Here is a 25,864-nt window from a genome sequence, read left to right as displayed (position 1 = left end):
TTGGCCGGCACCCCCCTGTGGGGCATGGCTTGCCCGCGATGGCTTAATGCCATTCTGTATCCAGGTTGGATTACGGCGAAGCGGGCAACAGAAACCGCGCAATCACCGGCAAGTGATCGGAGATGCGCAACGTGTCGTCCTGCCTCACCATCGCTTCGACCCGTTTGATTCGTGGGCTGTAGAACAGGTAATCAACCGTGCGGTCCGGCCCGTTCAGGCCCGGATCATTCGGGTAGTGGGTCAGCCAGAGCGCCCGGTCGGCCCCACTGGCTTCATTGTTGGTCGGGATCATCGGGTACTTGTCCCACAGCACGTGCAGGGCGCTGTCGGCTGAGTAGGGGGTACGTTGCTCGTTGGGCAGGCGCTGGAATTGACCCAGCGGCAGCAGGTTGAAATCACCGCCCAACAGCCACGGCGTGCCTCGGCCTTCGTAGCGGTCTAGCACCTTGCCCACGGCGCTGACTTGATTCTGCAGGGTTTCGTCAGGCTGGTTGGCGCGGTCCAGGTGCGTGTTGAGCAGGGCGATCTGACCACCGTCGCTCAGCGGTAGATAAGTGACCAGCAGGGCGTTTTTCGGCTCGAACTGGCGGCTGATGAAATTGGCTGGCGCGATGGGCAGTTGCAGGCGTTCGGCGTGCTCGATCTGATAACGGCTCAGGGTCGCGAGTTGGCGGCCAACGCTGCCGTAAATATGCGGGTCGGGAACAAATTCGGCTTTCCAGTCGAAGGCGTGGGCGCTGCAGGGGTACAAATCGGCAAGTCGTTCCTGCAACAGTTTGAGCTGGTTCTGGTAGTCGCTGGCTTTGGCGCCATCGTCCAGCTCTTGCAGAAGCACCACATCCGGGAGCTCGTCGCGGATCACCCGGGCCACCTCGTCCAGGCTGAAGGCCATGTCTTCCGGCGTCGGGCCTTCGTCCTCGCCTTGGGCCAGGTCGTTCCAGAACACGTAGCGTTTACCTGCCAGGTATTGCACGTTCCACGTCATCACCTTCAGCGCCTGACCGGGCACCAGCGTGGGGGCCTGGGCGTTGCAGCTGACCGGCAACACTTCCTTGGCATCGGGGCGCCAGGTCAGGTTGGCAATCAGGGCGGCCAGGCCAATCAACAGTAGCAGGCCCAGCAGGGTGTAGCGCAGTAGACGGGTCATGGCTCGGCTTTTATCGCGTTACATAAGTTGAGCCCGAGCATAACCGAGCGCAGCAGGTAACCCCAAGGGCCGCGACCGTCAAAGCGGCCCATCGATTTTGTCGGGGGCATCGCTGATCAACATGAACAGGCGGAACAGCACCACGCTGGTGAACAGTTGCAGGAAGCTGTGGGCACTGTCGATCAGCAGTGAGAGCACCGGGTTCTGCGGCTCGGGATAAACCGCCAGGGTCGCGCCCTTGAGGATCCACAACGGGCCCATCACACACAGGATGCACACCAGGATGCGCAGGAAATTGCCGCGGGTCAGGCGCAGGCTTTCCTTCATCGCGGCCAGCGGCGCCAGGCCGCGCAGCACCAGCAGGTACTCGCCGAACGCCAGGGTCACCATCAGCCAGATGCCCGGCAGGAAATACAGCGACAGGCCGAGCAGGATCAACAGGGTGTTTAGTGCGGTGAGCAACGCAAAGCGCGGCCACAAGGTTGCCGACATGGCCAGCAGGTCGCGGGTGCGGGGTGATTCGCCCCGGCTGCGCGCGTCCAGAAACAGGATCAGGGCCGCAGTGTAGAGCGGGTAGATCAACAGGCCGACAATCACGCTGATGCCCGGGAAACTGTCCGGCTCGGTGGAGTGGTCGACCACTTGCTGCAGCAGCGCCTCGAAAATTACCAGGGGCAGGCACAGCTGCACGATCTGGCCCAGATTGCGTTTGAAGAAGTACAGGGAGTCACGCAGTACATCGAAGGCATTCATCAGTCGGTATCGCAGGTTGAAAGCAGTGGCACACTTTAACCGATGATGCGCTTTGCGGCGCAAACGTAAACGTTCGGTAAAGGTCATTGAAACATCCTGCATCAGCCTCCATTACCGTCAGGCACCCCATCCACGGCGGATGAGGACGATGAAATTCCCGGCAATCTACGAGGTCGCCATGAACAACGAAGAACAAACCCTGATCGATGGCCTGTTTTCCCGGCTGCAAGAGGCCCAGGCGCAATCTGCCCCGCGTGATGCCCAGGCCGAGGCGCGGATCAACGAGCACCTGGTTCGCCAGCCTGCGGCGGGTTATTACATGGCCCAGTCGATTCTGGTGCAGGAGGCTGCGATCAAAAGCCTTGACCTGCAGAACAAGGAGTTGACCCGGCAAGTGCAGCAATTGCAGGCTGAACTGCAGTCGGCCAAAGCGCAGCCTCCGGCTCCGGCCAGCGGTGGCTTTTTGTCGAGCATCTTTGGCGGCGGTTCCCGTGATGCGCAGCCGGCGCAATCGGCACCTGCCTCCAGCGGTGGCGGCTGGCGCGAGCCCGCCCGGCCGTCGTTCAACGCGCAACCGCCACAGCAGAACTTCGGTGCGGCCCCGCCCCAGCAGAACTATGGCGCGCAGCAGCCTGCCGGCAACAGTTTTCTCGGCGGCGCCCTGAAAACGGCGGCGGGAGTGGCGGGCGGTGTCATGCTGGCGCAGGGTATCAGCAGCCTGTTTCATCACAACCAGCAGCCTGAAGTGGTTGAAGTGATCAAGGAAGAACCGGCCCAGGTCAACGATCAGGGCGACAGCGGCAATGGCTGGGGCGATGAACAGCGGGTGGCTGACAACAACGACCAGGGCGGCTTCAGCGACGCCGACTACAGTGACGACAGCTCGTCGTTCTTCGGCGACGACGACTCCTTCGTCTGACCCTGCGGTGAGGGGCCGGCTCGCGCTTGACTGCGCAGCCGCCCCCCAAACCAGCCCGAGCGCGACCCTGCACCTTCGCCACATGGCCGATTATTCGCGGAATACGCCTGCGGGCTGGCATACTGGGCCACTTTTCGGGCCAGCTGCCCGATCCAGCCCGCGCCCTTGTGCGCGAACGAGGATGCCCGGTGAAAAAAATCGCAGTGTTCGCCGATGTCCAGAACCTCTACTACACCGTGCGTCAGGCCTATGGTTGCCATTTCAACTACGCCGCGTTGTGGGCTGATATCAGCAAGCAGGGCGAGATCGTCGAAGCCTATGCCTACGCCATCGATCGTGGCGACAGCAAGCAGCAGCAGTTCCAGCAGATCCTGCGCAACCTGGGCTTCACCGTGAAACTAAAGCCTTATATCCAGCGCAGCGATGGCTCTGCCAAGGGCGACTGGGACGTGGGGATCACGCTGGACATCATGGACGCTGCCGATCATGTCGACGAGGTGGTGCTGGCGTCCGGGGACGGTGATTTCGACATGCTGCTGGAGCGCATCATCAGCAAACATGGGGTAAAAGCGGTGGCTTACGGCGTACCGGGACTGACCGCCAACTCGCTGATCCGCGCCGCCAGCCGCTACGTGCCGATCGAAGGCGCGTTGCTGCTCAAGAATTGATTTTTACGGAGTTGAAACAGGTTTGGAACGCATAGCAGTCATCGACTTTGAAACCACCGGGATCTCCCCGAGCAGCAGCTGCCGGGCCACGGAAATTGCCGTGGTGATCCTTGAACAGGGGCGCATCGTCGAGCGTTACCAGAGCCTGATGAATGCCGGCGTACGAGTGCCGCCCTTCATCGAACAACTGACCGGCATCAGCAACGCCATGTTGCGCACTGCGCCCTCGGCGGAAAAAGTGATGAACGAGGTCAACGAGTTCGTTGGCATCACGCCGTTGCTGGCGCACAACGCCGCGTTCGACCAGAAGTTCTGGGATTTCGAGCTGGGGCGCATCAAGCGCACCCGCCTGCAGAACTTCGCCTGCTCGCTGTTGCTGGCCCGCCGCCTGATGCCCGCTGCGCCGAATCATAAGCTGGGCACGCTGACCACCTTCGCCCAACTGCCCCACACCGGCCAGGCTCACCGGGCCATGGCCGACGCCGAGATGGCCGCCAACCTGACGGCGCATCTGGCGCAGGAGTTGCGGCAAAAGCATGGGTTGCGAGAGTTGTCCCATGATTTGCTGGTGAGCTTGCAGAAAGTACCGGCGGCGAAGATCAATGAGCATCTCAAGCGTCATCGCGGGTTCTAGGAACAGAAAGTGTACCGGCGCTAAAAATCGCTTTTGTAACTTATTTTTACCTGCTCGCTTTCCTAGAATGCCTGTTCTCCTGTCCTGCCCGCGAGCCTCCCAATGTCTGCTCCACGTCGCTTTCCCTTACCGTTGATCGCCGCTTTTTTTGCGTTGTACGTGATTTGGGGCTCGACCTACCTGGTGATTCGCATCGGGGTGGAATACTGGCCACCGCTTCTGCTCGCCGGGATCCGCTTCGTCATCGCGGGCTCCTTGATGTACGCCTTTCTACGCTGGCGCGGGGCGCCAGCGCCGACGTGGGCACAGTGGAAGGCGGCGGGAATCATCGGGATTTTGCTGCTGACCTGCGGTAATGGCGCGGTCAGTGTGGCCGAGCACACCGGGGTCGCTTCGGGCGTGGCGGCCCTGGCAGTGGCGACGGTGCCGTTGTTTACCTTGCTCTGCGGCTATTTCTGGGGCGCGCGTAACACGCGTCTCGAATGGGCCGGAATCGTGCTCGGGTTGATCGGCATCGCCATGTTGAATCTGGGTTCCAACCTGCAATCGAGCCCGCTGGGCGCCGCCCTGCTGATCTTCGCGGCAGCGGCCTGGGCCTTCGGCTCGGTGTGGAGCAAGCATCTGCCGCTGCCCCAGGGCGCGATGGCCAGCGCCGTGGAAATGCTGGTCGGCGGCGTGGCGTTGTTAATCGCCAGTGCACTCAGCGGTGAACACCTGGACAGCCTGCCACCGATCGAGGGCTGGGCCGCGCTGGCCTACCTGACGTTCTTCGGCTCGATCATCGCTTTTAACGCCTACATGTACCTGTTGAAAAACGTCCGTCCCGCTGCCGCGACCAGTTATGCCTACGTCAACCCGGCCGTCGCGGTGTTGCTGGGCATCGTGTTTGTCGGCGAGACCATCGGAATAGAGGAGGCGCTGGCGATGGCGGTGATCATCAGTGCGGTGGTATTGATCGGCTTGCCGCAGTGGCGCCGCCCGCCAGTCAAACCCACTGCAGCGGTGCCGACAGAATCCCGAGTGAATTAGGGTAAACTGCGCGGTATTGCACACTCGTTTTGCACAACCGCGCTGAATTTTCCTACGGTAATCCCATGACTTTCGCCTCCCTTGGCCTGATCGAACCCTTGCTGCGCTCTTTAGAGACGCTCGGCTACCAGACTCCTACGCCGGTTCAGGCGCAAGCCATTCCGGCGGTGCTGGCCGGTCGCGACCTGATGGCTGCGGCCCAGACCGGCACTGGCAAAACGGCCGGTTTCGCCCTGCCGCTCCTGCAACTGCTGGCCATGGAAGGGCCGAAAGTCACGGCCAACTCGGTACGCGCGCTGATCCTGGTGCCGACTCGCGAGCTGGCGGAGCAGGTTCACGAGGCCGTGCGTCAGTACGCCGAAAACCTGCCGTTGAGTACGTATGCCGTGTACGGCGGCGTCAGTATCAACCCGCAGATGATGAAGCTGCGCAAAGGCGTGGACCTGTTGGTCGCAACACCGGGCCGTTTGCTGGACCTGTTCCGCCAGAACGCGCTCAAGTTCAACCAGCTGCAAACCCTGGTGCTGGACGAAGCCGATCGCATGCTCGACCTCGGCTTTTCCGAGGAACTGGGCAACATCTACAAAGCGTTGCCGAAGAAGCGCCAGACCCTGCTGTTCTCCGCGACCTTCTCGGATGCAATTCGCACACTGGCCGGGCAAATGCTCAACGACCCGCTGCTCATCGAAGTCAGCCCGCGCAACGTAGCGGCCAACACGGTCAAGCAGTGGGTGGTGACGGTCGACAAGAAGCGCAAGCCGGAGCTGTTCATTCATCTGCTGCGCAAGGGCAAGTGGAAACAGGTGCTGGTGTTCGCCAAGACCCGTAACGGTGTGGACGCGCTGGTGGAGAAACTCCAGGGCCTGGGCGTCAACGCCGACGGTATCCACGGCGACAAGCCGCAAGCGACCCGCCAGCGTGCGCTGGACCGCTTCAAGGCCAGCGAAGTGCAGATCCTGGTGGCCACTGACGTCGCGGCTCGTGGCCTGGACATCGAAGACCTGCCGCTGGTGGTCAACTTCGACCTGCCCATCGTTGCTGAAGACTATATTCACCGCATCGGTCGTACCGGCCGTGCGGGTGCGACCGGGCAGGCTATTTCCCTGGTCTGCGCCGATGAAGTGAATTTGCTGTCGGCCATCGAGACGTTGACGCGTCAGACGCTGCCCCGGCAGATGGAGCATGATTTCGAGCCGGAGCATCGCGTGCCGGACACCGATGCCAGCGGCCAGGTGGTCAAGAAGCCGAAAAAGCCGAAGAAACCCAAGACTTCCGGCGGCGGCAAACGCAATCTGGGCAAGTGGGTCGAGAGCGCAGAAGCATCGACGCCAGAGCCTTCGATCAAGCCTGTGCGCAAGGTGCCGGTGTTTAATACCGGGCCGCGCAAGAAGAAACCTTAACGGGTGCGGTGGTAGCCAGGCCGCCATCGCGAGCAGGCTCGCGATGGACCGCCTCGGTCTTCAATCTTTGCGCTGCAACCACTCCAGCATCCCCAGCCCCGCGGCCCGACCACTGGCGAAGCACGCGGTCAGCAGGTAGCCGCCAGTCGGCGCCTCCCAGTCCAGCATCTCACCGGCGCAAAACACTCCGGGGAGTTGCTTGAGCATCAGTCGCTCATCCATCGCTTCGAATCGCACGCCACCGGCGCTGCTGATCGCCTCGTCCAGCGGACGCGTTTTCACCAGGGTCACGGGCAGCGCCTTGATTGCCCGGGCCAGCCGCACGGTATCGGCAAAATCCGCCGCTGCAACCCGCTCTCGCAGCAACGCCGCTTTCACCCCATCGATCCCCAATTGATTGTGCAAGTGCTTGGACATGGAGCGCGAGCCACGGGGTTTATCCAGTGCTGCCTGGATTTTATCCACAGGCCGTCCCGGCAGCAGATCGATATGCACAGTGGCCGCGCCATCGCGATTGATGGCCTGGCGAATCGGCGCTGACAGGGCGTAGATCAGGCTGCCTTCAATTCCGGTGGCCGTGATCACGCATTCGCCCAGGCGCGGCACGTCGTCATCCAGGCCAATGGCGATGTTTTTCAGCGGCGCGCCGGCGAATTTACTGACCATCAAATCGCTCCAGGCCTGCACCTCGAAGCCGCAATTGCTCGGTTGCAACGGTGCCAGCTGCACCCCGCACTGTTCCAGGGGCAGCATCCAGGCGCCATCCGAGCCGAGTCGCGCCCAGCTGCCACCGCCCATGGCGAGCAGCGTAGCGTCTGGCGTAATGGTTATTTCGCCCTCGGGGCTGTCGATGCGCGATCCACCCTGCGAATCCCAGCCGAGCCAGCGGTGGCGGGTGTGGATAACTACGCCGGCTTCGCGCAGACGTTTGAGCCAGGCGCGCAGCAGCGGGGCGGCTTTCATGTCTGTGGGAAATACTCGGCCGGAGCTGCCGACAAAGGTCTCAATGCCCAGGTCATGTATCCATTGGCACAGCGCGTCGGCGCCAAATGCCCGCAGCAGTGGTGCGATTTGCGGGGCGCGTTCGGCATAGCGCGAGAGAAAGGCCGGATAGGCTTCGGAATGGGTGATGTTCATGCCCCCGACCCCGGCCAGCAGGAATTTGCGCCCCACCGACGGCATGCCGTCGTACAGGTCGACCTTGCAACCGGCCCGGCTCAACACTTCGGCGGCCATCAAGCCGGCGGGGCCGCCGCCGATGATGGCGACTTGCGGGGGGAGGGTGGTCGAGGGTTGGGTCATCTTCAACGCTGCGCAGTGACGGAATAGGGCGGGCATTCTACCAGCCCGACACACTCTCTTGTGGGCCCCGACCAAGCCCGCTTGCACGGACGATTAGTTGTGTGTTCGAGAGTGGTCAAAAAACAACCAGTGCTTCGCACGCCATAGCCAGTATGGCTTGCAGCGCCTTTCTCTCAGGTTATCCACAGGCAGTTCCACAGGCATTGTGGGTAACCAGCCATACCTCAGTGACAACCTGATGACTGCCAGACCCGCTGAGCGCTGTGATGCAGAATCCCGTGGCGCCGCGCCAGGGCCTTGCGGTCTTTGCTGTAGCCCCCACCAATGACTCCGACCACGGGAATGTCCCGGCCAAGGCAGTGGCGCATCACGCTTTCATCGCGGGCGGCGACGCCTTCGTCCGTCAGCTTCAGGTAGCCGAGGGCGTCGTCCTTGTGCACGTCGACCCCGGCGTCATACAGCACCAGGTCCGGCTGGTAGAGCGGCAGCAGATAATTGAGCGCATCGTCCACGACCTTCAGGTAAGCGGCATCGCCCATGCCCATCGGTAATGGAATGTCCCAGTCACTTTCGGCTTTGCGTGCAGGAAAATTCTTTTCGCAGTGCAAGGAAACAGTGACCGCGTCCGGGGTGTTGTGCAGGATGCGTGCAGTCCCGTCGCCCTGGTGTACGTCGCAATCGAAGATTAGCACCCGATTCACCCGGCCACTTTCCAGCAAATAGCGGCTGATAACCGCCAGATCGTTAAAAATGCAGAATCCGGCTGGATAATCGTAATGCGCATGGTGGGTGCCACCGGCCAGGTGGCAGGCGAGCCCGTGTTCCAGCGCTTGCTCCGCTGCCAGCAGCGAGCCGCCGACTGCCCGCACGGTGCGCCGGGCCAGGGCTTCGCTCCAGGGCAGGCCAAGGCGGCGCTGGTCTTCGCGGGACAACTCGCCTTCCATGTAGCGCGCGATGTATCCGGGGTCATGTGCCAGGGCGAGAATCTGCGACGGGCACAGTGGCGGGCGCAGCAGGTCGGCGTCCCGGGTCAGGCCGCTGTCCACCAGGTGGTCACGCAGCAAGCGGAACTTGTCCATGGGGAAGCGGTGGTCCGCCGGGAAGTCGGGACTGTAGTCTTCGTGGTAGATCAACGGCAGCGGCATGGCGGTTTTATCTGGAAGGAACGCAGGAAAGAATCAGGGATCCTACCAGCGATCTAGACTTGCGACATGGAAAGGGGAGCACGATGGAGCCGATACTGGAACTCGAGAGCGCGCGACTGTTGTTGCGACAATGGAGCGATGCGGATTTGCCTGAATTTGCGGCCATGTGCGCCGATCCGCAGGTGATGCGCTATTTTCCGGCGCCGTTGAGCCGCCTGGAAAGCGCGTCGCTGATCGGGCGCATTCGTGGCCACTTTGCCGAGCACGGATTCGGCCTGTGGGCGCTGGAGCGCAAGGACACCGGTGCGTTTATCGGCTTTACCGGCCTGGGCGTGGTGGGTTTTGATGCGCCTTTTACCCCGGCGGTCGAAATCGGCTGGCGCCTGGCGCGTGAGCATTGGGGACTGGGTTACGCCAGCGAAGCGGCCTGGACCGCTCTGCGCTGCGGCTTTGACCGCCTCGGGCTGAACGAGGTGGTGGCGTTTACCGCGCAAGCCAATCTGCCGTCGGAGAAAGTCATGCAAGCCATCGGAATGCACCATGATTCAGCCGATGACTTCGATCATCCCAAGCTCGCCGCCGGACATCCACTGGAGCACCATGTGTTGTATCGCATCAGCCGTGAACAATGGCTGCAAACCCTGCATGGCTAAGCCGGCGCGGACGTTTACAATGGCTCCCATGATGGCGCTGGCCAGAAATTGAATTGTTCGTCGCAGCCAAGACTGCGCGGCATTGTGTTGTGTTAGGAGAGTCTGAATGAGCCAAGTGTTGGATGATCTGGTCGACCTGTTGACCCTGGAACCGATCGAAGAAAACCTGTTTCGCGGCCGCAGCCAGGATTTGGGTTTTCGCCAGTTGTTCGGCGGCCAGGTCATCGGGCAGTCCCTTTCGGCAGCCAGTCAGACAGTGGAAGAGGCGCGCCATGTGCACTCGATGCACGGTTACTTCCTGCGTCCGGGGGACTCTGCGCTGCCGGTGGTGTATCAGGTCGATCGAGTGCGTGATGGCGGCAGTTTCAGCACCCGCCGGGTGACGGCAATCCAGAAGGGCAACCCGATCTTCACCTGCAGCGCTTCGTTCCAGTACGACGAAAAGGGCTTCGAGCACCAGGCACAGATGCCGGTGGTGGTCGGCCCGGAAAACCTGCCGTCGGAGCTCGAACTCACCCAGCAGCGTGCCCACCTGATTCCGCAACACATGCGCGAAAAGCTGCTGTGCCCCAAGCCCATCGAATTCCGTCCGGTGACCGAGGAAGACCCCTACAACCCGCAACCCTCAGATCCCGTCAAGTACGTCTGGTTTCGCGCCGACGGCGCCTTGGCCGATACCCCGGCGCTGCATAAATATCTGATGGCCTATGCTTCGGATTTCGGCCTGTTGACCACCTCGATGCAGCCCCATGGCAAGTCGGTGTGGCATCAGGACATGCAGGTGGCCAGCCTTGATCACGCGCTGTGGTTCCACGCCGACCTGCGTGCCGATGACTGGCTGCTGTACGCGATGGACAGCCCTTGGGCGGGCAATTCCCGCGGTTTCTCCCGGGGCAGCGTGTTCAATCGCGCCGGGCAACTGGTGGCCTCGGTGACCCAAGAAGGCCTGATCCGTCACCGCAAGGACTGGGCATGAGCCTGGCGGCGGTGCGGCACTGGGTGTTCGACATGGACGGCACCCTGACGGTGGCCGTGCATGACTTCGCGGCTATCCGCGTGGCATTGGCCATCCCCGCCGAAGACGACATCCTGACTCATCTCGCGGCCCTGCCGGCGCAGGAAGCCGCCGCCAAGCATGCGTGGTTGCTGGAGCACGAGCGTGACCTGGCCCTGGGTTCGAAACCCGCACCGGGTGCCGTGGAACTGGTGCGCGAGTTGGCCGGACGCGGCTATCGCCTGGGTATCCTGACGCGCAATGCCCGCGAGCTGGCGCACGTCACGCTGGAGGCGATCGGCCTGGCCGACTGCTTTGCGGTCGAGGATGTGCTGGGGCGCGACGAAGCGCCGCCGAAGCCTCATCCAGGAGGCCTGCTCAAATTAGCCGATGCGTGGAAGGTCCCGACAAGCGATATGGTGATGGTTGGCGATTACCGGTTTGACCTGGATTGTGGGAGAGCGGCCGGAGCGCGCACGGTGCTGGTGAACTTGCCGGATAATCCGTGGCCGGAGTTGACCGATTGGCATGCGGTGGATTGTGTGGCGTTGCGCGAAATGCTTTCGGCTTGAGGGCCCCATCGCGGGCAAGCCTTGCTCCCACAGAGTAAGCGGTGCCGCTATTGAAAGGTGGATACGCCAAATCTTGGGAGCAGGCTTGCCCGCGATGGCTGCATTCGCCGCACTGCAAGTGCTACTGACCAAAGAGCGCCCTGCGCCCCTCAGGTGAGGTAAACATCCCATCCCCATCATGCCCGACCCCGGGCACTTCGATCAGTTGCTGATTCAAACCCTGGGGATGGTCGCGCTTCAAATACTCAAAATAATTGCGCCCGCGCGCCAAACGATTCGCACCCTGGGCTTTCGCTTCGCAGCTTTTGTCCAGGGCAGGATGATTCGGATCGATATCCTGCTGGCCCAGCAAGTAAACGACATCGCGTTTGACGTAACTGGCCTCCAGCGCCGCGGGCGTCTGGCCCTCGGCATACGCAGGCAGATCCGCCAGCCCGTATTTCCAGCGATTGTAATCCGCACAGCCGGCATGGCTGAACGCCACCGGCCGACGTTCATCGAAATAGGCGTAGGAGGACGGGTTGGCAATCACATAACGCACCCGAACTCCGGCGGCGTCGAGTTCCGGTTGATCATGACCCAGCAGCGCATAACGCTGGACCACCTGAGCGCCGCCAGAGTGTCCGGCGATCACCACTTCCTTGAGCGCCGGGAACTGTTGCCGGTCAGCGAACCGGCCAATGATCTGGTCCATTGCCCCGTACGAACTGAGGGCAAAAGGCGCCGTGGACAATCCACCGGCCATCCATTCATTGCCTTGCCAACGCAAAACCGTGTCGGCCAATGGATGCAGCGCGACGTCGGTTTCATTGAGAAATTGCGGGGCGATCACCAGCGTGGTCGACGCCTGTCCCGCTTGCTCGGCCGCGTGTTCGGCGGTTTTGCGGTAGGTTTCGGCGTTGCGTAGCCGGCCATGGATAATGATCAGCACCCGTTCGATGGTCGCCGGTGCCGGGCCGATACCGACGGCCATTTCGCCTTCCTTCAACAACAGGCGACCGGGGCTGATGTCCCGCACACCGTGGTCGGCAGCCTGGGAACTGGTGCAGGTGATCAACAGGACCAGCCACCACTTGTTCATCTACAGGTTTTTCGCGGCGAAGGTGTCGCACTGGCTGATCTGGCCCTGGGCGAACCCGGTTTTGAACCAGCGTACCCGTTGCGCCGAAGTGCCATGGGTGAACGAGTCCGGAACCACGCGCCCCTGGCCGCGCTGTTGCAGGCGATCGTCGCCAATGGCGTTGGCCGCATTCAAGGCTTCTTCGATGTCGCCGGGTTCGAGCCAGTTCAGCCGTTGCTGGGCATTATTGGCCCACACGCCGGCCAGGCAATCAGCCTGAAGTTCCTGGCGTACCAGCAAACCGCCATCGCCTTCCATTTGCCGCCCTTGCTGGCGAGCAGCCTGGATTTTTGCCGAGACGCCGAGCAGGGTTTGCACATGGTGGCCAACTTCGTGAGCGATCACATAGGCCTGCGCGAAGTCACCGGCTGCGGAAAAGCGCTGCGACATTTCCTGGAAGAAGCTGGTGTCCAGGTAGACCTTCTGATCCGCCGGGCAGTAGAACGGCCCGGTGGCCGAGGTGGCCATCCCGCAGGCGGAGTTGACCCTGCCGCTGAACATCACCAGGGTCGGGTCCTTGTACTGCCGGCCGGCCTGCTGAAAAATCTGGCCCCAGGTGTCTTCGGTATCTCCGAGAATCGAGCGCACGAATTCTGCGCCTTCGTCATTGGCCGGTGGCGCCTTGCGGCTCTGGGTGGTGGCCGGTGCCGACTGTTCGCTCATCTGCCCGGTCAATTGCCCGAGAATCTGCAGTGGGTCCTGGCCGGTGATCCAGCCTATGCCGACAATCAGAATGATCGCCGTCAGGCTCAACCCTTTGCCGCCACCGAAGCGCATCCCGCCGCCACCACCGCCCACGTCATCTCCACGGGCGTCGACCACGTTGTCGCTGCGTCGGCCTTTTTTCCATAGCATGGGTGAGCCCTCTTTCCTTAATCTGGTGAAGATGCGTGGTGATGAGTGTTGCTGGTGTGCAGGAGCCACGCCAGTCCGGTCGTCTGACAGCTGCGGGGCAGACCGGTTCCAGATTTCGCATTTCCAGCATTGTCTTTTAGAATCGATAAAACCTTTCTCGTGGACCCTCTCATGGCCGGCAGTCAGATTGAACGCGTTTTCAGCGTGCTGGAAACCCTTACCGGTGAACCCAGGGGCGTACCGATGCAGGTATTGTCCGAACAGCTGGGGATTCCCAAGAGTGCCACCCACCGTTTGCTGACCGAGCTGATCCGCCTGGGTTATGTGCGGCAGAATCCGGATAATCTGCGCTATCACTTATCGACCAGGCTGGTCGCCATGGGCTTTCGCTACCTGTCTCGCAGCGGCGGGGATATCGTCCAGCCGGTACTCGATCGGCTGGCCGAGGAAACGGGCGAACTGGTTCGCCTGGGGGTGATCTCGGGGGAGCGACTGACTTGGATCGCCAAATCCCAGGGCGCGCGTTCCGGCTTGCGTTATGACCCCGACATGGGGCGCGATGCCCCGCTGTTCTATACCGCCTCGGGGCATGCGTGGCTGGCGAGCCTGTCCGATGCCGAAGCCTTGGCGCTGGTTGAACGCCAGGCCGGCGACACATTGCCAGCACCCGGGCCGAATGCGCCGCGTTCGAACATTGAACTGCTGGAGCATCTGCGCCAGGGACGCGAACAGGGTTATGCCTGGGTAGAGGAGAGTTCGGCGGTGGGGACCTCGGCCATTGCCGCAGTGGTGCGCCATCCGCTGGATGCACGGGTGATAGGCGTGCTGAGTATTGCCGGCCCCAGCGCTCGGTTGCCGGGTGCGCGGTTACACGATCTGGCGCCGCTGCTGTTGCAGTTCACCGAAGAGCTGTCGGCGGCCAGCCAGGCGTCGGAGTTTTTCAACGGTTGATTGTTCCAGGCGAGCGCAATGGCCGTGATGGAAAATCTGTACGCTGTTCGCACGCTTTCTCGGCTTGTTGGTTTGAAAAAATGGAACAACGTTCTAAAATATTGATCCGTTGGCTTGTTATTCCTTTCAGAGAGCATCGCCTTGACGTCACGTATCAGCACTCCGCTCTCCGGCGTCAACCAACCCTTCAAGGGCATCTTGCTGATCGTTGTCGCGACCTTCCTGTTTTCCAGTCACGACGCGTTGTCAAAATACCTGTCGGGGTTCTATCCAATCGTCATGGTGGTGTGGGCCCGTTATGTGGTGCACACCTTGCTGATGGCGGGGATCTTCCTGCCGCAGTCGGGCTTGCGCGTGCTGCGTACCAAACGCCCGCTGCTGCAGCTGGTCAGGGCCTTGTGCCTGCTCGGCACCAGTCTGTTTTTTACCACCGGCCTGCAGTACATCCCCCTGGCGGAAGCTACGGCAGTCAACTTTCTGGCCCCGGTGCTGGTCACGGCTCTGTCGGTGCCACTGCTGCGCGAGCACGTGACCCGCGGCCAGTGGATCGCGGTGATTTGCGGATTCATCGGCGTGTTGATCATCGTTCACCCGGGTGGTGAGCTGTTCACGCCGGCGGTGCTGCTGCCCTTGTGCTCGGCGCTGTTTTTCTGTTTTTACCAGTTGTTGACCCGCAAGCTCAGCGAGATCGACAGCCCGACCACCAGCAACTTCTTCGCCGGTTTGTGCAACACACTGGTGATGAGCGCGCTGGTACCGTTTTTCTGGCAGGTACCGACCCTGGGTCATGGGTTGCTCATGGTGGCGCTGGGGGCTTGCGGGATGACTGCGCACTTGTTCCTGACCCAGGCATTCCGCTACGCGGCCCCGGCGTTGCTGGCGCCTTTCGGTTATTGCCAGATCGTCTTCGCCGGGTTGCTGGGCTGGCTGCTGTTCTCCCACACGCCGACCCTGACCACGATCATCGGGATTGCGGTGATCTGTTGCAGCGGGTTGGCAGCGGTGTGGCAGCAGAGTCGCCGCTAGAGAGCGTGGGCAGGCCTGGAATCAGGCCTGCCGCAGGAGATTTCAGTCGATAACGGAAGGGATCTTGCGCGGCGCCATGAAGTACATCCAGATCAGCGCGATGAAGTACATCGCCGGAATCATGGTGAACAGTACGGTGTAGTTGTTATTGGTGATGGTCAGGATATGGCCGACCAGCTGGGTCATGAACATCCCGCCAATCGCGGCGCACATGCCGCCGAAACCGAACACGGTACTCATCATGTGCTTGGGCGTGTAGTCCATCACCAGGCTCCAGATATTCGCCGTCCAGGCCTGGTGCGCGCCGATGGCCAGCGAGATCGCGGCTACGGCAACCCACAAACTGCTGGAACCTGCCGCCATGACCACGCCGACGATGCAGCAGGCAAACAGGAACATGGACATCAGTCGCGCCTTGATCGGATTGATCCCGCGGCCAATCAGGAACGAAGACAGGATCCCGCCGCCGACGCTGCCGAAGTCAGCCGTCACATAGATGATGATCAGCGGGATGCCCATCTGGGTCACGTTGATCCCCAGGTTGTATTGCTGGTTAAGGAACGGCGGCAGCCAGTACAGGTAGAACCAGAACACCGGCGCGGTCATCGAGTAAGCGAGGGCGAAGGCCCACGTGCCGCGCATGCGCAGGATTTTCGAGAAAGGCACGCGGGTTTGTTCCGGCTCGACCTCCTGCTGGATGTAGTCCAGTTCCGATTGTCTGACGCTTGGGTGATCTTCCGGGTTGAAGTACTTCAAACCCCAGAACAACAGCCAGATCCCGCCCAGTGCCGACATGCACAGGAATGCGGCCTGCCAGCCCCATACGTGCAGAATCAGCGGCAGCAGCATTGGGGTGAACATCGCGCCGACGTTGGTCCCGGCATTGAAGATCCCGGTGGCCACGGCGCGTTCGCCGGCGGGGAACCACAGCCGGGTGGTCTTGACGCAGGCCGGATAGTTGGCCGCTTCGGTTAGCCCGAGGATGAACCGGCAGACCATGAAACCGACCGCCGAAGTCGCCAGGCCATGCGCGCCGGTCGCCAGGCTCCACAACAGGACGGCGCAGAAAAACACCCGCTTTACGCCGACCCGATCAATCAACCGGCCCTGCAGGACAAAGCCGATGGCGTAGCCGACCTGGAACCAGAAGTTGATGTTGGCGTAATCCATCGCCGTCCAGCTCATCTCCTTGGCCAGGATCGGCTGCATGACGCCCAGCGCGGCGCGGTCGATATAGTTCAGCGTTGTAGCGAAAAACACCAGTGCCAGCATGCCCCAACGGGTCTTGCCGACTGCCATGGCGCCTCGAACTTTGTCGCCAATGCCACCGGTGGCAGGAATCATGGAGGAACGCTCCACGGAAGAGCTTTGAGAAGGAGTCATTTAAGCCACCGATTATTTTTATGTGGTGTTTTGAATCTATGTTCATCGGGCCGACCTGTGACCGCACCCAATGTGGAGTTGATGGTGGGCAGTGGACGAAAAATCGTCAATTCGCCAAGCGGCATTTTGTTCGATAATCGCACATAAAACTAACCGGATAGTACACTTTGAATTGCTGTGCGAGACTGCCAGCCTAATAATTCCCCCAACAGAAAATGCGGTCCCCCTGTAGGAGCTGCCGAGTGAAACGAGGCTGCGATGTTTTGACTTTGTTTTGATCGCAAGATCAAAACATCGCAGCCTCGTGTCAATCGACAGCTCCTACGCTGGGAGCATGCAATACCCCCAATAAGATCTCCACCACCGGGAGTCGAAAGATGCAGCGTTCCATTGCCACCGTTTCCTTGAGCGGTACCCTGCCGGAAAAACTCGAAGCCATTGCCGCCGCCGGCTTTGACGGGGTGGAGATTTTCGAGAACGACCTTCTCTACTACGACGGCAGTCCGCGGGAAATTAAACAGATGTGTGCCGATCTCGGCATCGCCATCACACTGTTCCAGCCTTTTCGCGACTTCGAAGGATGCCGCCGCGACCGCCTGCCGCGCAACCTGGAGCGGGCCGAGCGCAAATTCGACCTGATGCAGGAGCTGGGTACCGACCTGGTGCTGGTGTGCAGCAACGCCTCGGCCGACTCCCTGGGGGATGAACAGATTCTGGTCGACGACTTACGCCTGCTGGCCGAGCGCGCAGGTGCCCGAGGCCTGCGCATCGGCTACGAAGCGCTCGCCTGGGGACGGCACGTCAACACCTGGCAGCAGGTCTGGAACATTGTGCGTCAGGCCGATCATCCGAGTCTCGGCGTGCTGCTCGACAGCTTCCACACCTTGTCACTCAAGGGTGACCCCGCGGCGATCGCCGAGATTCCCGGCGACAAGATCTTCTTTGTGCAGATGGCCGACGCGCCGATCCTGGCCATGGATGTGCTGGAATGGAGCCGGCACTTCCGTTGCTTCCCAGGCCAGGGTGAATTCGATCTTCCCGGCTTCCTCGCACCGATCATCAAGAGCGGTTACACCGGGCCACTCTCGCTGGAGATTTTCAACGACGGCTTCCGCGCCGCGCCACCTCGGGCCAACGCCGCCGATGGCCTGCGCTCGCTGCTGTATCTTGAGGAGAAAACCCGCGAGCGCCTCGCGCAGGAGGCCAAGCCGGTGGCCAGCCCTGAAATTCTGTTCGAAACGCCCAAGGCCAGCGAGTACAACGGCATCGAATTTCTCGAATTCGCCGTTGACGAAAGCCTTGGCGCCAAGCTTTCCCATTGGCTGGAGCGGCTGGGCTTCGTCAAGGCCGGGCAGCATCGCTCCAAGAGCGTGAGCCTGTTGCGTCAAGGCGACATCAACCTGATCCTCAACTCCGAGCCTTACTCCTTCGCCCACAGTTTTTTTGAAGCCCACGGTCCTTCGCTGTGCGCCACCGCCGTGCGGGTGAAAGACAGCGGCAGTGCCCTGGCTCGCGCGGTCGCCTACAAGGGCCAGCCCTATCGTGGGCTGGTAGGCCCCAACGAGCTTGAACTGGCCGCAGTGCGCGCGCCGGATGGCAGCCTGATCTATCTGGTCGACCAGCATGCCGACGTCTATGGCACCGACTTCAACCTGCAACCGGTCGCCCAGGCGAGCGGCGGGCTCAAGCGAATCGACCATATGGCCATGGCGCTGCCGGCTGACAGCCTCGACAGCTGGGTGCTGTTCTACAAGAGCCTGCTGGATTTTGAAGCGGACGACGAAGTGGTGCTGCCCGATCCTTATGGCCTGGTGAAAAGCCGGGCATTGCGCAGCCGCGACAGCTCGATCCGTCTGCCGCTCAATATCTCCGAGAACCGCAACACCGCGATCTCCCACGCGTTGTCGAGTTATCGCGGTTCCGGTGTGCATCACATCGCGTTTGACTGCGATGATATTTTTGCTGAGGTCAGTCGTGCAAAAGAGGCCGGAGTGCCGCTGCTGGATATTCCGCTCAACTATTACGACGACCTGGCTGCGCGCTTCGATTTCGACGACGAATTCCTCAGCGAACTGGCGTACTTCAACGTGCTGTACGACCGTGATGCCCAGGGTGGCGAGCTGTTTCATGTTTACACCGAGCCGTTTGAAGGGCGATTTTTCTTCGAAATCATCCAGCGCAAAAACGGCTATGCCGGATACGGCGCGGCCAACGTCGCCGTGCGCTTGGCGGCCATGGCCAAGTCTCGAAGCGGGGCCGTGCGTCAGGCAAAGTTGTAGGAAATTGGTAAGCTCCTGTGCAAACCCATGCCGCGCGGCTTCCTTCGCCGTGCGGCGCGGCCCATAATCGCCGCCTGTGCAGTGATGGCCGTGAGCCCGCGATGACAATAATTTCAGAACTCTCCGCAGCGCCTGACAAATCCCTTGCCGAGCCGCGCAAGAGCCGCAAGAACAACCCGGAAAAGACCCGCGAGAACATTCTTCAAGAGGCCATTGTCGAGTTCGTGCAGCAGGGGCTTTCCGGTGCGCGGGTCGATGCGATCGCCGAGCGCATCCACACCTCCAAGCGCATGATCTACTACTACTTCGGCAGTAAGGAACAGCTCTACGTCGAGGTGCTGGAAAAGTTGTACGGCGACATCCGCACCACTGAAAACCGCCTGCACCTGACCGAACTGCCCCCGGTGGAAGCGATCCGACGCCTGGTGGAGTTCACGTTCGACCACCATGACCGCAACGTCGATTTCGTGCGCATCGTGTGCATCGAGAACATTCACAACGCCGAATACGTGAAGCGCTCCGATGCGATCAAGACCATGAACACCACGGTGCTCGATTCACTGGGCGTCATTCTGCGTCGTGGTGCCGAGGAGGGGGTGTTCCGTGCGGGTCTCGACCCGCTGGACGTGCATCTGCTGATGAGTTCGTTCTGCTTCTACCGAGTGTCGAACCGCCATACCTTTGGCGAGATTTTCCAGATCGACCTGCCGGATGAAGGCATCAAGCAGCGCCATCGGGAAATGATCTGCGAGTCGGTCCTGCGCTACCTCAAGGCATGAACCCAGGATCGCAGCCCCTGCCGAACGCTGCGATCTGATTTTTCTGTGTTTACCCGACCATCCCCTGGAAATGCGCCAGCATCCGCTGCGCATCGGGCGCCACGCCACTGAACAGCTCAAACGCCTTCACCGCCTGAAACACCGCCATGTTGCCGCCGTCCAGGGTCCGGCATCCCAGGGCGCGGGCCTGGCGCAGCAGTTCAGTCTCCAGCGGGAAGTACACGATCTCCGCCACCCACAATTCCCGGCGCAGCAATTCCACCGGCACCGGCGTGCCCGGCAGTTTTTTCATGCCCATGGGCGTGGTGTTCACCAGGCCGTCGGCCACGGCCAGTGCGCCAGGTAAATCTTGCCCGGCAACCGCGCGGCCAGCACCGAAATGCTGGTTGAGATTATCTGCCAGGGCTTGGGCGCGACGGATCTCCACATCAAAAATGCTCAGCAGCTGTGTGCCTTCGCTCAGCAGCGCGTGGGCCACCGCCGCACCGGCTCCGCCAGCACCCATCTGCACCACGCGTGCCACGCCAACGCCCGGCAAGCCGCGGCGAAAACCTTCGGCAAATCCCAGGCAGTCGGTGTTATGGCCGATGCGTTTACCTTCCTTCAGCACCACTGTATTTACCGCGCCAATTCCCCGGGCTTCCGGCGACAGTTCGTCAAGCAGGGGAATGATGGTTTGCTTGCAGGGGAAGGTGATGTTTAGCCCCGTGAAGTTCATGCGCTCGGCGGCCAGCAGCAAGTCGGGCAGGGCGCCGCTGTCGAGTTGCAACTGGTCGAGATCGATCAGGCGATAGAGGTAGCGCAAGCCTTGGGCATCGCCCTCGTGTTCGTGCAGCGCCGGGGTGCGCGACGCCTGGATGCCAGCGCCGATCAGGCCGGCCAGTACCACGTTATGCGGGTCCATGGTGCTCACCCTTTCAACTGCTGGCGAAAGTGGTCCAGTGCCAGGCGATAACCATGGCTGCCGAAACCGGCCATCACCGCCATGGCCACCGCAGAGACGAACGAGTGGTGACGAAAGGGTTCACGGGCATGAACGTTGGACAGATGAACCTCGATCACTGGCAATTCACTGGCTACCAGGGCATCACGGATCGCGACCGAGGTATGGGTCCAGGCTGCCGGATTGATCACGATGCCTGCGCAGCGCCCGCGGGCGGCGTGAATCCAGTCCAGCAATTCACCTTCATGATTGGTCTGGCGGAATTCCACGCGCAGTCCGAATTCTTCTGCGGCGCGACCGCACAGCGCGGAAATGTCCGCCAGGGTTTCATGGCCATAGTTGGCCGGTTCGCGGGTGCCGAGCAGATTCAGGTTTGGGCCGTTAAGCACCAGGACAATAGGGTCCATGGGTATCTCCACTTATTATTGTTGGCGTTGGCCGATGGTCTCAGCCTGTGGAGATAAAATGTACTAGTTGGTTAATTTGGTCAATTGACGAGGTGCGCCCGTCAGCATTTGTGTGCGGTGATCGGACGATTTTTCATCGCGGCAGCTGCTCCACCAGGAAATCGATGAACGCCCGCAGCCGCAGTGGTACATGGCGACTCTGGGGATAGAGCAGGGTAAACGGCCTTGAACGTCCACCGTAGGGTTTGAGCACTTCCACCAGCGAACCGTCGGCCAACTCCTTTTCAACGATAAAGCGATAAGTCTGAAACAACCCCGCGCCGTGCTTTGCCAGGGTCACGCCGCCCAGCACGTCGTCGGAGCAACTGAGATTGCCTTGGGCCAGAAGCTCGACAGGCGTGCCACCGTCATTGAACAACCAGGCAATGCGCCGGCCGCTGCTGGGTAATTCGTACTGAATGCATTCGTGCCGTGACAGGTCGTCCAGGGTCTGCGGCACGCCCGCCTGCTTGAGGTAGTCGGGGCTGGCAATCATCACCAGGGCGGCATCTTCAAGTGGTCGGGCGATCAGGCCGGAGTCCGGGATGGCCCGCACGCGAATCGCCATGTCATAACCTTCGCCAACGAAATCGATATTGCGGTTACTGATGTGCACTTGCACCTTCACATCGGGAAAGCGCGCCCTGAAGGCTGGCAGTAACGGCAGGATGCGGTGATGGCCATACGTGGTGGGAATGCTGATGCGCAAGGTGCCTGAAGGTTGCTGCTGCTGGCCCATGACCTCGCGCTGCGCCTCCACCAACTGTGCCAGCGCCTGGCGACATTCTTCGTAATAACGCCGGCCGCTGTCGGTGAGCTTGACGCTGCGGGTGGTACGCGCGAACAGCCGCACCCCAAGGCGCTCTTCCATGCGGGACACCGAGCGACTCACCGCCGCCGGCGTGACCCCCGCCACCAGCGCCGCCGCGGTAAAACTGCCAGCCTCGGCAGCCAGGCAAAACAGCTCAATGCTGCCCAACTGAAGATCGTCGAAGAGTCGCTGCATGGTTGATTACACCGTGGATCAAGTGAAGCTGATTCTGTACCGATCATGCAGGGAGGTAAAAGGACTGGCACAAAAAAGCCGTCACAATGACGGCTTGTTTTGATGTTGGCTGTTGAACTCAGCGCCGGGTCAGCATGACGCCGGATTCCATGTGATGGGTCCATGGGAACTGGTCGAACATTGCGCAACGGGTGATGCGGTGCGTGTCATGCAACTGGGCGATGTTGGCTGCCAGGGTTTCCGGGTTGCAGGAAATGTACAGAATGTTGTCGAAACGCCGGGTCAGTTCGCAGGTGTCCGGGTCCATGCCGGCGCGCGGCGGGTCGACGAAGACGCTGCCAAATTCGTAACTCTTGAGGTCAATGCCTTGCAGGCGACGGAATGGCCGCACTTCGTTCAAGGCTTCGGTCAGCTCTTCGGCAGACAGGCGCACCAGGGTGACGTTATCCACCGCATTTTCGCTGAGATTGCTCAGGGCTGCATTGACTGAAGACTTGCTGATTTCGGTCGCCAGTGCCTTGCGCACGCGGGTTGCGAGCGGCAGGGTGAAGTTGCCGTTGCCGCAATACAGCTCGAGCAAATCGTCCGGGCGATCGCCCAGGGATTCATACGCCCAGTTGAGCATCTTCTGGTTCACGGTGCCGTTGGGCTGGGTGAATGCGCCTTCGGGCTGGCGGTAGCTGAAGGTGCGACCGCCCACTTCGAGCTTCTCCACCACGTAGTCGCGACCGATAACTTCGCGCTTACCCTTTGAGCGGCCAATCACACTGACATTCAGGTCGGCTGCCAACTTCGACGCAGCAACGTGCCAGTGCTCGTCCAGCGGACGGTGGTAACACAGGGTGACCATTGCGTCGCCGGCCAGGGTGGTCAAAAACTCCACCTGGAACAACTTGTTACTCAAGGGCGCGCTGGCTTGCCAGGCGGCCTTGAGTTGCGGCATCAGTTGATTGATCCGCAGGCTGGCGATTGGAAAGGCTTCGATCAGGATCGGCGTGCGTTTGTCTTCCGGGGAGAACATGGCGTAATGACGTTCGCCACCTTCGCGCCACAAGCGAAATTCGGCACGCAGCCGGAAGTTTTGCAGCGGCGAGTCGAACACCGTCGGTTCGGGTGCATCGAACGGGGCCAGCAGCTCACGCAGGCGTGTGACCTTGTCTTCGAGCTGAGCGGCGTAGGCCTGGGAATCAAAAGTCATGCGTTGAACCAACCCAACTTGATCACGAACAGAATCGACAGAATCACCAGCGCCGGATTGAGCTCACGGGCGCGGCCGGACAGCAACTTGATCGCGGTCCAGGAGATGAAACCGAAGGCGATGCCGTTGGCGATGGAATAAGTGAACGGCATGGCCAGGGTAGTCACCACGACCGGTGCCGCTACGGTGATGTCGTCCCAGTCTATTTCGGCCAGGCCGGAAGTCATCAGGACTGCGACGAACAGCAGTGCCGGAGCGGTTGCGAACGCCGGAACGCTGGCGGCCAGTGGCGAGAAGAACAGCGCCAGCAGGAACAGGATCGCCACCACCACGGCCGTCAGGCCAGTACGGCCACCAGCACTCACACCGGCTGCGGATTCGATGTAGCTGGTGGTCGTCGAGGTGCCCAGCAGCGAACCGGCCATGGCCGCGGTGCTGTCGGCGATGAGCGCACGGCCCATCTTCGGCATGTGGCCGTCCTTGCCCATCAGGCCGGCGCGCTTGGCGACGCCGATCAGGGTGCCGGAGTTGTCGAACAGATCGACGAACAGGAAGGCGAAAATAACGCTGACCAGACCGATGTCCAGCGCGCCTTTGATATCCAGTTGCAGGAAGGTTGGCGCCAGGGATGGCGGCATCGACATCACGCCACCAAAGGGCGTGAACCCCAGGGCAATGGAGGCGATGGTGACCACCAGGATACCGATCAGCACCGCACCACGGATTTTCAGGGCTTCGAGGGCGACGATCAGGGCAAAGCCCAGGGTCGCGAGAATCGGTGCCGGCTGCTTCAGGTCGCCAAGGCCGACCATGGTCGCCGGGTTGCTGACCACGATGCCGGCGTTATGCAGGGCAATCAACGCCAGGAACAGGCCGATGCCGGCTGCAATAGCCGAACGCAGTGGCAACGGGATGCTGTTGATGATCCATTCGCGGATGCGAAAGATCGACAGCAGGAAGAACAGCACTGCCGAGATGAATACCGCGCCCAACGCCACTTGCCAGGTGTGGCCCATGTGCAGCACGACGGTGTAGGTGAAGAAGGCATTCAGGCCCATGCCTGGTGCCAGTGCGATCGGGTAGTTGGCGATCAGGCCCATCACGGTGGAGCCGATGGCTGCTGCCAGGCAGGTCGCGACGAACACCGCGCCCTTGTCCATGCCGGTCTCGCCGAGAATGCTCGGGTTGACGAACAGGATGTAGGCCATGGCCAGGAAGGTCGTGATGCCCGCAAGAATCTCGGTCCGCACGTTGGTGTTGTGTGCCTTGAGTTGAAACAGCCTTTCCAGCATGTCTGCTCCCCGTGGCGCGCCGGGCGCCGTGAATGTATCGACCTCAACAGCAAAGCACAGACCGTGAAAGGGGCCGTTAATTTTCTGTGGGTCGGAAAAAGCCGCGCATCATACCAGCAGCGTGGGGCTGTGGCTGCTTATGGCTGCGATCGTCGTCGATGTTTTGCGTTCAGGCCAAGTGCGCCATACTGCGTGCTGGCATTCGGGGCAACATGGGACATGCATGAACAGGCGTCTGGTTGGGGTATTTGCGATGGTCATCGCCTCTTTGGCGGGGGGGCAGGCGGTGTGGGCTGCATCGGCACCGGCGCTGAGCCAGGTCAAAGTGGTCAAGGTCGAGTCGCCGGCCTGTGGCTTTGAAGACATCACGCCTGGCCAGGAACAGACCCGCTGTAATCACAGCGGGCCGGGCATCAAGGTGTATGTGCTGGAAGTCGGCTACGGACGCGCGGCGCGGGTCGGTCTGGACGGGTTCGATCTCAACGGTACCCGTACGCCGGTCTGTGCCTTTGATAACGGCAACCTGACAGAATGCACCGTCGGCAGGAAAACCGTCGGCTACCTCTACGTCTTCGATCTGGCGGGCAAGCAGGAGGGAACGTTCACCTTCAGCAATACCTCAATCAACGCGCCGGGCAATACGCTGGCGACGCAGCTTTACATCAAGTAACCGCCCGCCCAGACAACAGGCGCGAAAGCTGACTACGCTCTAAAGATCATTCAGTGGATGTCGCCCATGACCTTTAGAGCCCTGATTACCCTCGCCGAGGGCATCGATGATCTGCAAGCAGTGACGTTGGTCGATGTACTGCGCCGCGCCAAGGTGGAAGTGGTAGTGGCCAGTATCGAAGGCCGGCGCATGTTGACCTGTGCCCGTGGTACCCGCTTGACCGCCGATGCCATGCTGGTGGATTTGCTCGCGCAACCCTTCGACCTCATCGCACTGCCCGGCGGTGCGGTGGGCGCGCAGCATCTGGCAGCCCATCAACCCCTGCAACAACTGATCAAGGATCAGGCGGCCGCCGGTCGCCTGTTCGCCGCGATTGCCGAGTCTCCGGCGCTGGCGCTGCAAAACGCGGGGGTGTTGCGTCAGCGCCGTATGACTTGCCTGCCCTCAGCCAGCCATCAATTGTCGGGCTGCAATTTTGTCGATCAGCCGGTGGTGGTCGACGGTAACTGCATCACCGCCCAGGGGTCGAGCGCGGCGCTGGCATTTGCCCTGGCCCTGGTGGAACAGCTCTGTGGCAAGGCCATACGCACGGCGGTGGCGGCACAATTGCTGGTCTGACACCGCGGATCAATCCCCTTGAACGCTGTTCGCCACGCGAAGTCGTACCCCTTATGACGGCGGTTTGCCAAAACGCCGCGAC

The 25,864-nt window shown here is 61.3% G+C and carries 26 protein-coding genes; 14 read left to right on the top strand and 12 right to left on the bottom strand.

The window, feature by feature from the left end:
- Positions 1–70: 70 nt before the first annotated feature.
- Entirely contained in the window at positions 71–1,147 is a 1,077-nt protein-coding gene (locus tag EQV97_RS20285) for an endonuclease/exonuclease/phosphatase family protein (RefSeq protein ID WP_240889635.1), read from the bottom strand.
- A gap of 78 nt (positions 1,148–1,225) precedes the next feature.
- Positions 1,226–1,900, bottom strand: coding sequence for a YciC family protein (locus EQV97_RS20280; protein ID WP_122839060.1), 675 nt, complete (start codon positions 1,898–1,900; stop codon positions 1,226–1,228).
- Positions 1,901–2,078: 178 nt separating this feature from the next.
- On the opposite strand from EQV97_RS20280, the gene EQV97_RS20275 reads away from it, so the two are divergent.
- The 5 genes from EQV97_RS20275 (at position 2,079) to EQV97_RS20255 (ending at position 6,550) form a co-directional block, all read left to right on the top strand.
- Positions 2,079–2,819, top strand: a complete 741-nt coding sequence (locus tag EQV97_RS20275; RefSeq protein ID WP_240889738.1) for a DUF2076 domain-containing protein — start codon at positions 2,079–2,081, stop codon at positions 2,817–2,819.
- A gap of 188 nt (positions 2,820–3,007) precedes the next feature.
- Entirely contained in the window at positions 3,008–3,487 is a 480-nt protein-coding gene (locus tag EQV97_RS20270) for an NYN domain-containing protein (RefSeq protein WP_240889633.1), read from the top strand.
- Positions 3,488–3,509: 22 nt separating this feature from the next.
- Positions 3,510–4,121, top strand: a complete 612-nt coding sequence (locus EQV97_RS20265) for a 3'-5' exonuclease (RefSeq protein WP_122838954.1) — start codon at positions 3,510–3,512, stop codon at positions 4,119–4,121.
- A 102-nt stretch (positions 4,122–4,223) separates the two neighbouring features.
- Positions 4,224–5,150, top strand: coding sequence for a drug/metabolite exporter YedA (yedA, locus tag EQV97_RS20260; protein ID WP_240889631.1), 927 nt, complete (start codon positions 4,224–4,226; stop codon positions 5,148–5,150).
- Positions 5,151–5,215: 65 nt separating this feature from the next.
- Complete coding sequence (locus tag EQV97_RS20255; protein WP_122838956.1) at positions 5,216–6,550, top strand: DEAD/DEAH box helicase; 1,335 nt, start codon at positions 5,216–5,218, stop codon at positions 6,548–6,550.
- A 60-nt stretch (positions 6,551–6,610) separates the two neighbouring features.
- Here the strand turns inward: EQV97_RS20255 and EQV97_RS20250 are convergent, their stop codons facing one another.
- Both EQV97_RS20250 and EQV97_RS20245 read right to left on the bottom strand, forming a co-directional pair.
- Positions 6,611–7,852, bottom strand: a complete 1,242-nt coding sequence (locus EQV97_RS20250; RefSeq protein WP_240889735.1) for a TIGR03862 family flavoprotein — start codon at positions 7,850–7,852, stop codon at positions 6,611–6,613.
- Between the two features lie 224 nt (positions 7,853–8,076).
- Positions 8,077–8,997, bottom strand: a complete 921-nt coding sequence (locus EQV97_RS20245) for a histone deacetylase (protein WP_240889629.1) — start codon at positions 8,995–8,997, stop codon at positions 8,077–8,079.
- An 83-nt stretch (positions 8,998–9,080) separates the two neighbouring features.
- On the opposite strand from EQV97_RS20245, the gene EQV97_RS20240 reads away from it, so the two are divergent.
- The 3 genes from EQV97_RS20240 to EQV97_RS20230 all read left to right on the top strand — a co-directional run bounded on the left by EQV97_RS20240 (position 9,081) and on the right by EQV97_RS20230 (position 11,216).
- Positions 9,081–9,650 carry a GNAT family N-acetyltransferase gene (locus tag EQV97_RS20240; protein ID WP_045062055.1) on the top strand — a complete coding sequence of 190 codons (570 nt, stop codon included), beginning with the start codon at positions 9,081–9,083 and terminating at the stop codon, positions 9,648–9,650.
- A gap of 106 nt (positions 9,651–9,756) precedes the next feature.
- Positions 9,757–10,626 (top strand): acyl-CoA thioesterase II, encoded by an 870-nt coding sequence (tesB, locus tag EQV97_RS20235; RefSeq protein ID WP_122838959.1) that lies wholly within the window; start codon positions 9,757–9,759, stop codon positions 10,624–10,626.
- Positions 10,623–11,216: an HAD family hydrolase gene (locus EQV97_RS20230; protein WP_122838960.1), complete on the top strand. Its 594-nt coding sequence runs from the start codon at positions 10,623–10,625 to the stop codon at positions 11,214–11,216. Before tesB ends, EQV97_RS20230 begins: the two co-directional genes overlap by 4 nt.
- Positions 11,217–11,337: 121 nt before the next feature.
- Here the strand turns inward: EQV97_RS20230 and EQV97_RS20225 are convergent, their stop codons facing one another.
- Positions 11,338–12,297 (bottom strand): alpha/beta hydrolase, encoded by a 960-nt coding sequence (locus tag EQV97_RS20225; RefSeq protein ID WP_201149333.1) that lies wholly within the window; start codon positions 12,295–12,297, stop codon positions 11,338–11,340.
- On the bottom strand, positions 12,298–13,191 hold the full coding sequence (locus tag EQV97_RS20220; RefSeq protein WP_122838962.1) for a neutral zinc metallopeptidase: 894 nt from the start codon (positions 13,189–13,191) through the stop codon (positions 12,298–12,300).
- 171 nt (positions 13,192–13,362) lie between these two features.
- Between EQV97_RS20220 and EQV97_RS20215 the strand changes: the two genes are divergently transcribed.
- Positions 13,363–14,142: an IclR family transcriptional regulator gene (locus EQV97_RS20215; RefSeq protein WP_122838963.1), complete on the top strand. Its 780-nt coding sequence runs from the start codon at positions 13,363–13,365 to the stop codon at positions 14,140–14,142.
- A 141-nt stretch (positions 14,143–14,283) separates the two neighbouring features.
- The gene (locus EQV97_RS20210; RefSeq protein WP_122838964.1) at positions 14,284–15,168 is read left to right on the top strand and encodes a DMT family transporter; all 885 of its coding nucleotides are present in this window, start codon (positions 14,284–14,286) and stop codon (positions 15,166–15,168) included.
- 42 nt (positions 15,169–15,210) lie between these two features.
- Here the strand turns inward: EQV97_RS20210 and EQV97_RS20205 are convergent, their stop codons facing one another.
- Positions 15,211–16,512: an MFS transporter gene (locus tag EQV97_RS20205; protein WP_225569618.1), complete on the bottom strand. Its 1,302-nt coding sequence runs from the start codon at positions 16,510–16,512 to the stop codon at positions 15,211–15,213.
- A 416-nt stretch (positions 16,513–16,928) separates the two neighbouring features.
- Between EQV97_RS20205 and quiC the strand changes: the two genes are divergently transcribed.
- Positions 16,929–18,830, top strand: a complete 1,902-nt coding sequence (quiC, locus tag EQV97_RS20200; RefSeq protein ID WP_122838966.1) for a 3-dehydroshikimate dehydratase QuiC — start codon at positions 16,929–16,931, stop codon at positions 18,828–18,830.
- Positions 18,831–18,931: 101 nt separating this feature from the next.
- Positions 18,932–19,609 carry a TetR family transcriptional regulator gene (locus tag EQV97_RS20195; protein WP_122838967.1) on the top strand — a complete coding sequence of 226 codons (678 nt, stop codon included), beginning with the start codon at positions 18,932–18,934 and terminating at the stop codon, positions 19,607–19,609.
- 49 nt (positions 19,610–19,658) lie between these two features.
- Here the strand turns inward: EQV97_RS20195 and EQV97_RS20190 are convergent, their stop codons facing one another.
- The 5 genes from EQV97_RS20190 to EQV97_RS20170 all read right to left on the bottom strand — a co-directional run bounded on the left by EQV97_RS20190 (position 19,659) and on the right by EQV97_RS20170 (position 24,494).
- On the bottom strand, positions 19,659–20,513 hold the full coding sequence (locus EQV97_RS20190) for a shikimate dehydrogenase (RefSeq protein WP_225569616.1): 855 nt from the start codon (positions 20,511–20,513) through the stop codon (positions 19,659–19,661).
- A gap of 5 nt (positions 20,514–20,518) precedes the next feature.
- Positions 20,519–20,959, bottom strand: a complete 441-nt coding sequence (gene aroQ, locus EQV97_RS20185) for a type II 3-dehydroquinate dehydratase (protein ID WP_240889627.1) — start codon at positions 20,957–20,959, stop codon at positions 20,519–20,521.
- A gap of 133 nt (positions 20,960–21,092) precedes the next feature.
- Positions 21,093–22,004: a LysR family transcriptional regulator gene (locus EQV97_RS20180; protein ID WP_045062043.1), complete on the bottom strand. Its 912-nt coding sequence runs from the start codon at positions 22,002–22,004 to the stop codon at positions 21,093–21,095.
- 118 nt (positions 22,005–22,122) lie between these two features.
- Positions 22,123–23,202 (bottom strand): tRNA (uridine(54)-C5)-methyltransferase TrmA, encoded by a 1,080-nt coding sequence (trmA, locus tag EQV97_RS20175; protein ID WP_240889625.1) that lies wholly within the window; start codon positions 23,200–23,202, stop codon positions 22,123–22,125.
- A complete protein-coding gene (locus EQV97_RS20170) occupies positions 23,199–24,494 on the bottom strand; it encodes an NCS2 family permease (RefSeq protein ID WP_045062040.1) in 1,296 nt (431 codons plus the stop codon). Before EQV97_RS20170 ends, trmA begins: the two co-directional genes overlap by 4 nt.
- Positions 24,495–24,717: 223 nt before the next feature.
- On the opposite strand from EQV97_RS20170, the gene EQV97_RS20165 reads away from it, so the two are divergent.
- Entirely contained in the window at positions 24,718–25,164 is a 447-nt protein-coding gene (locus tag EQV97_RS20165; RefSeq protein WP_122838972.1) for a DUF4879 domain-containing protein, read from the top strand.
- A 66-nt stretch (positions 25,165–25,230) separates the two neighbouring features.
- The gene (locus tag EQV97_RS20160; RefSeq protein ID WP_122838973.1) at positions 25,231–25,782 is read left to right on the top strand and encodes a DJ-1 family glyoxalase III; all 552 of its coding nucleotides are present in this window, start codon (positions 25,231–25,233) and stop codon (positions 25,780–25,782) included.
- Positions 25,783–25,864: the final 82 nt, after the last annotated feature.

It is taken from the genome of Pseudomonas sp. TMW22090, from assembly GCF_022496665.1.
Taxonomy (GTDB): Bacteria; Pseudomonadota; Gammaproteobacteria; order Pseudomonadales; family Pseudomonadaceae; genus Aquipseudomonas; species Aquipseudomonas gregormendelii.
This window is presented reverse-complemented; position numbering and strand designations above follow the sequence as displayed.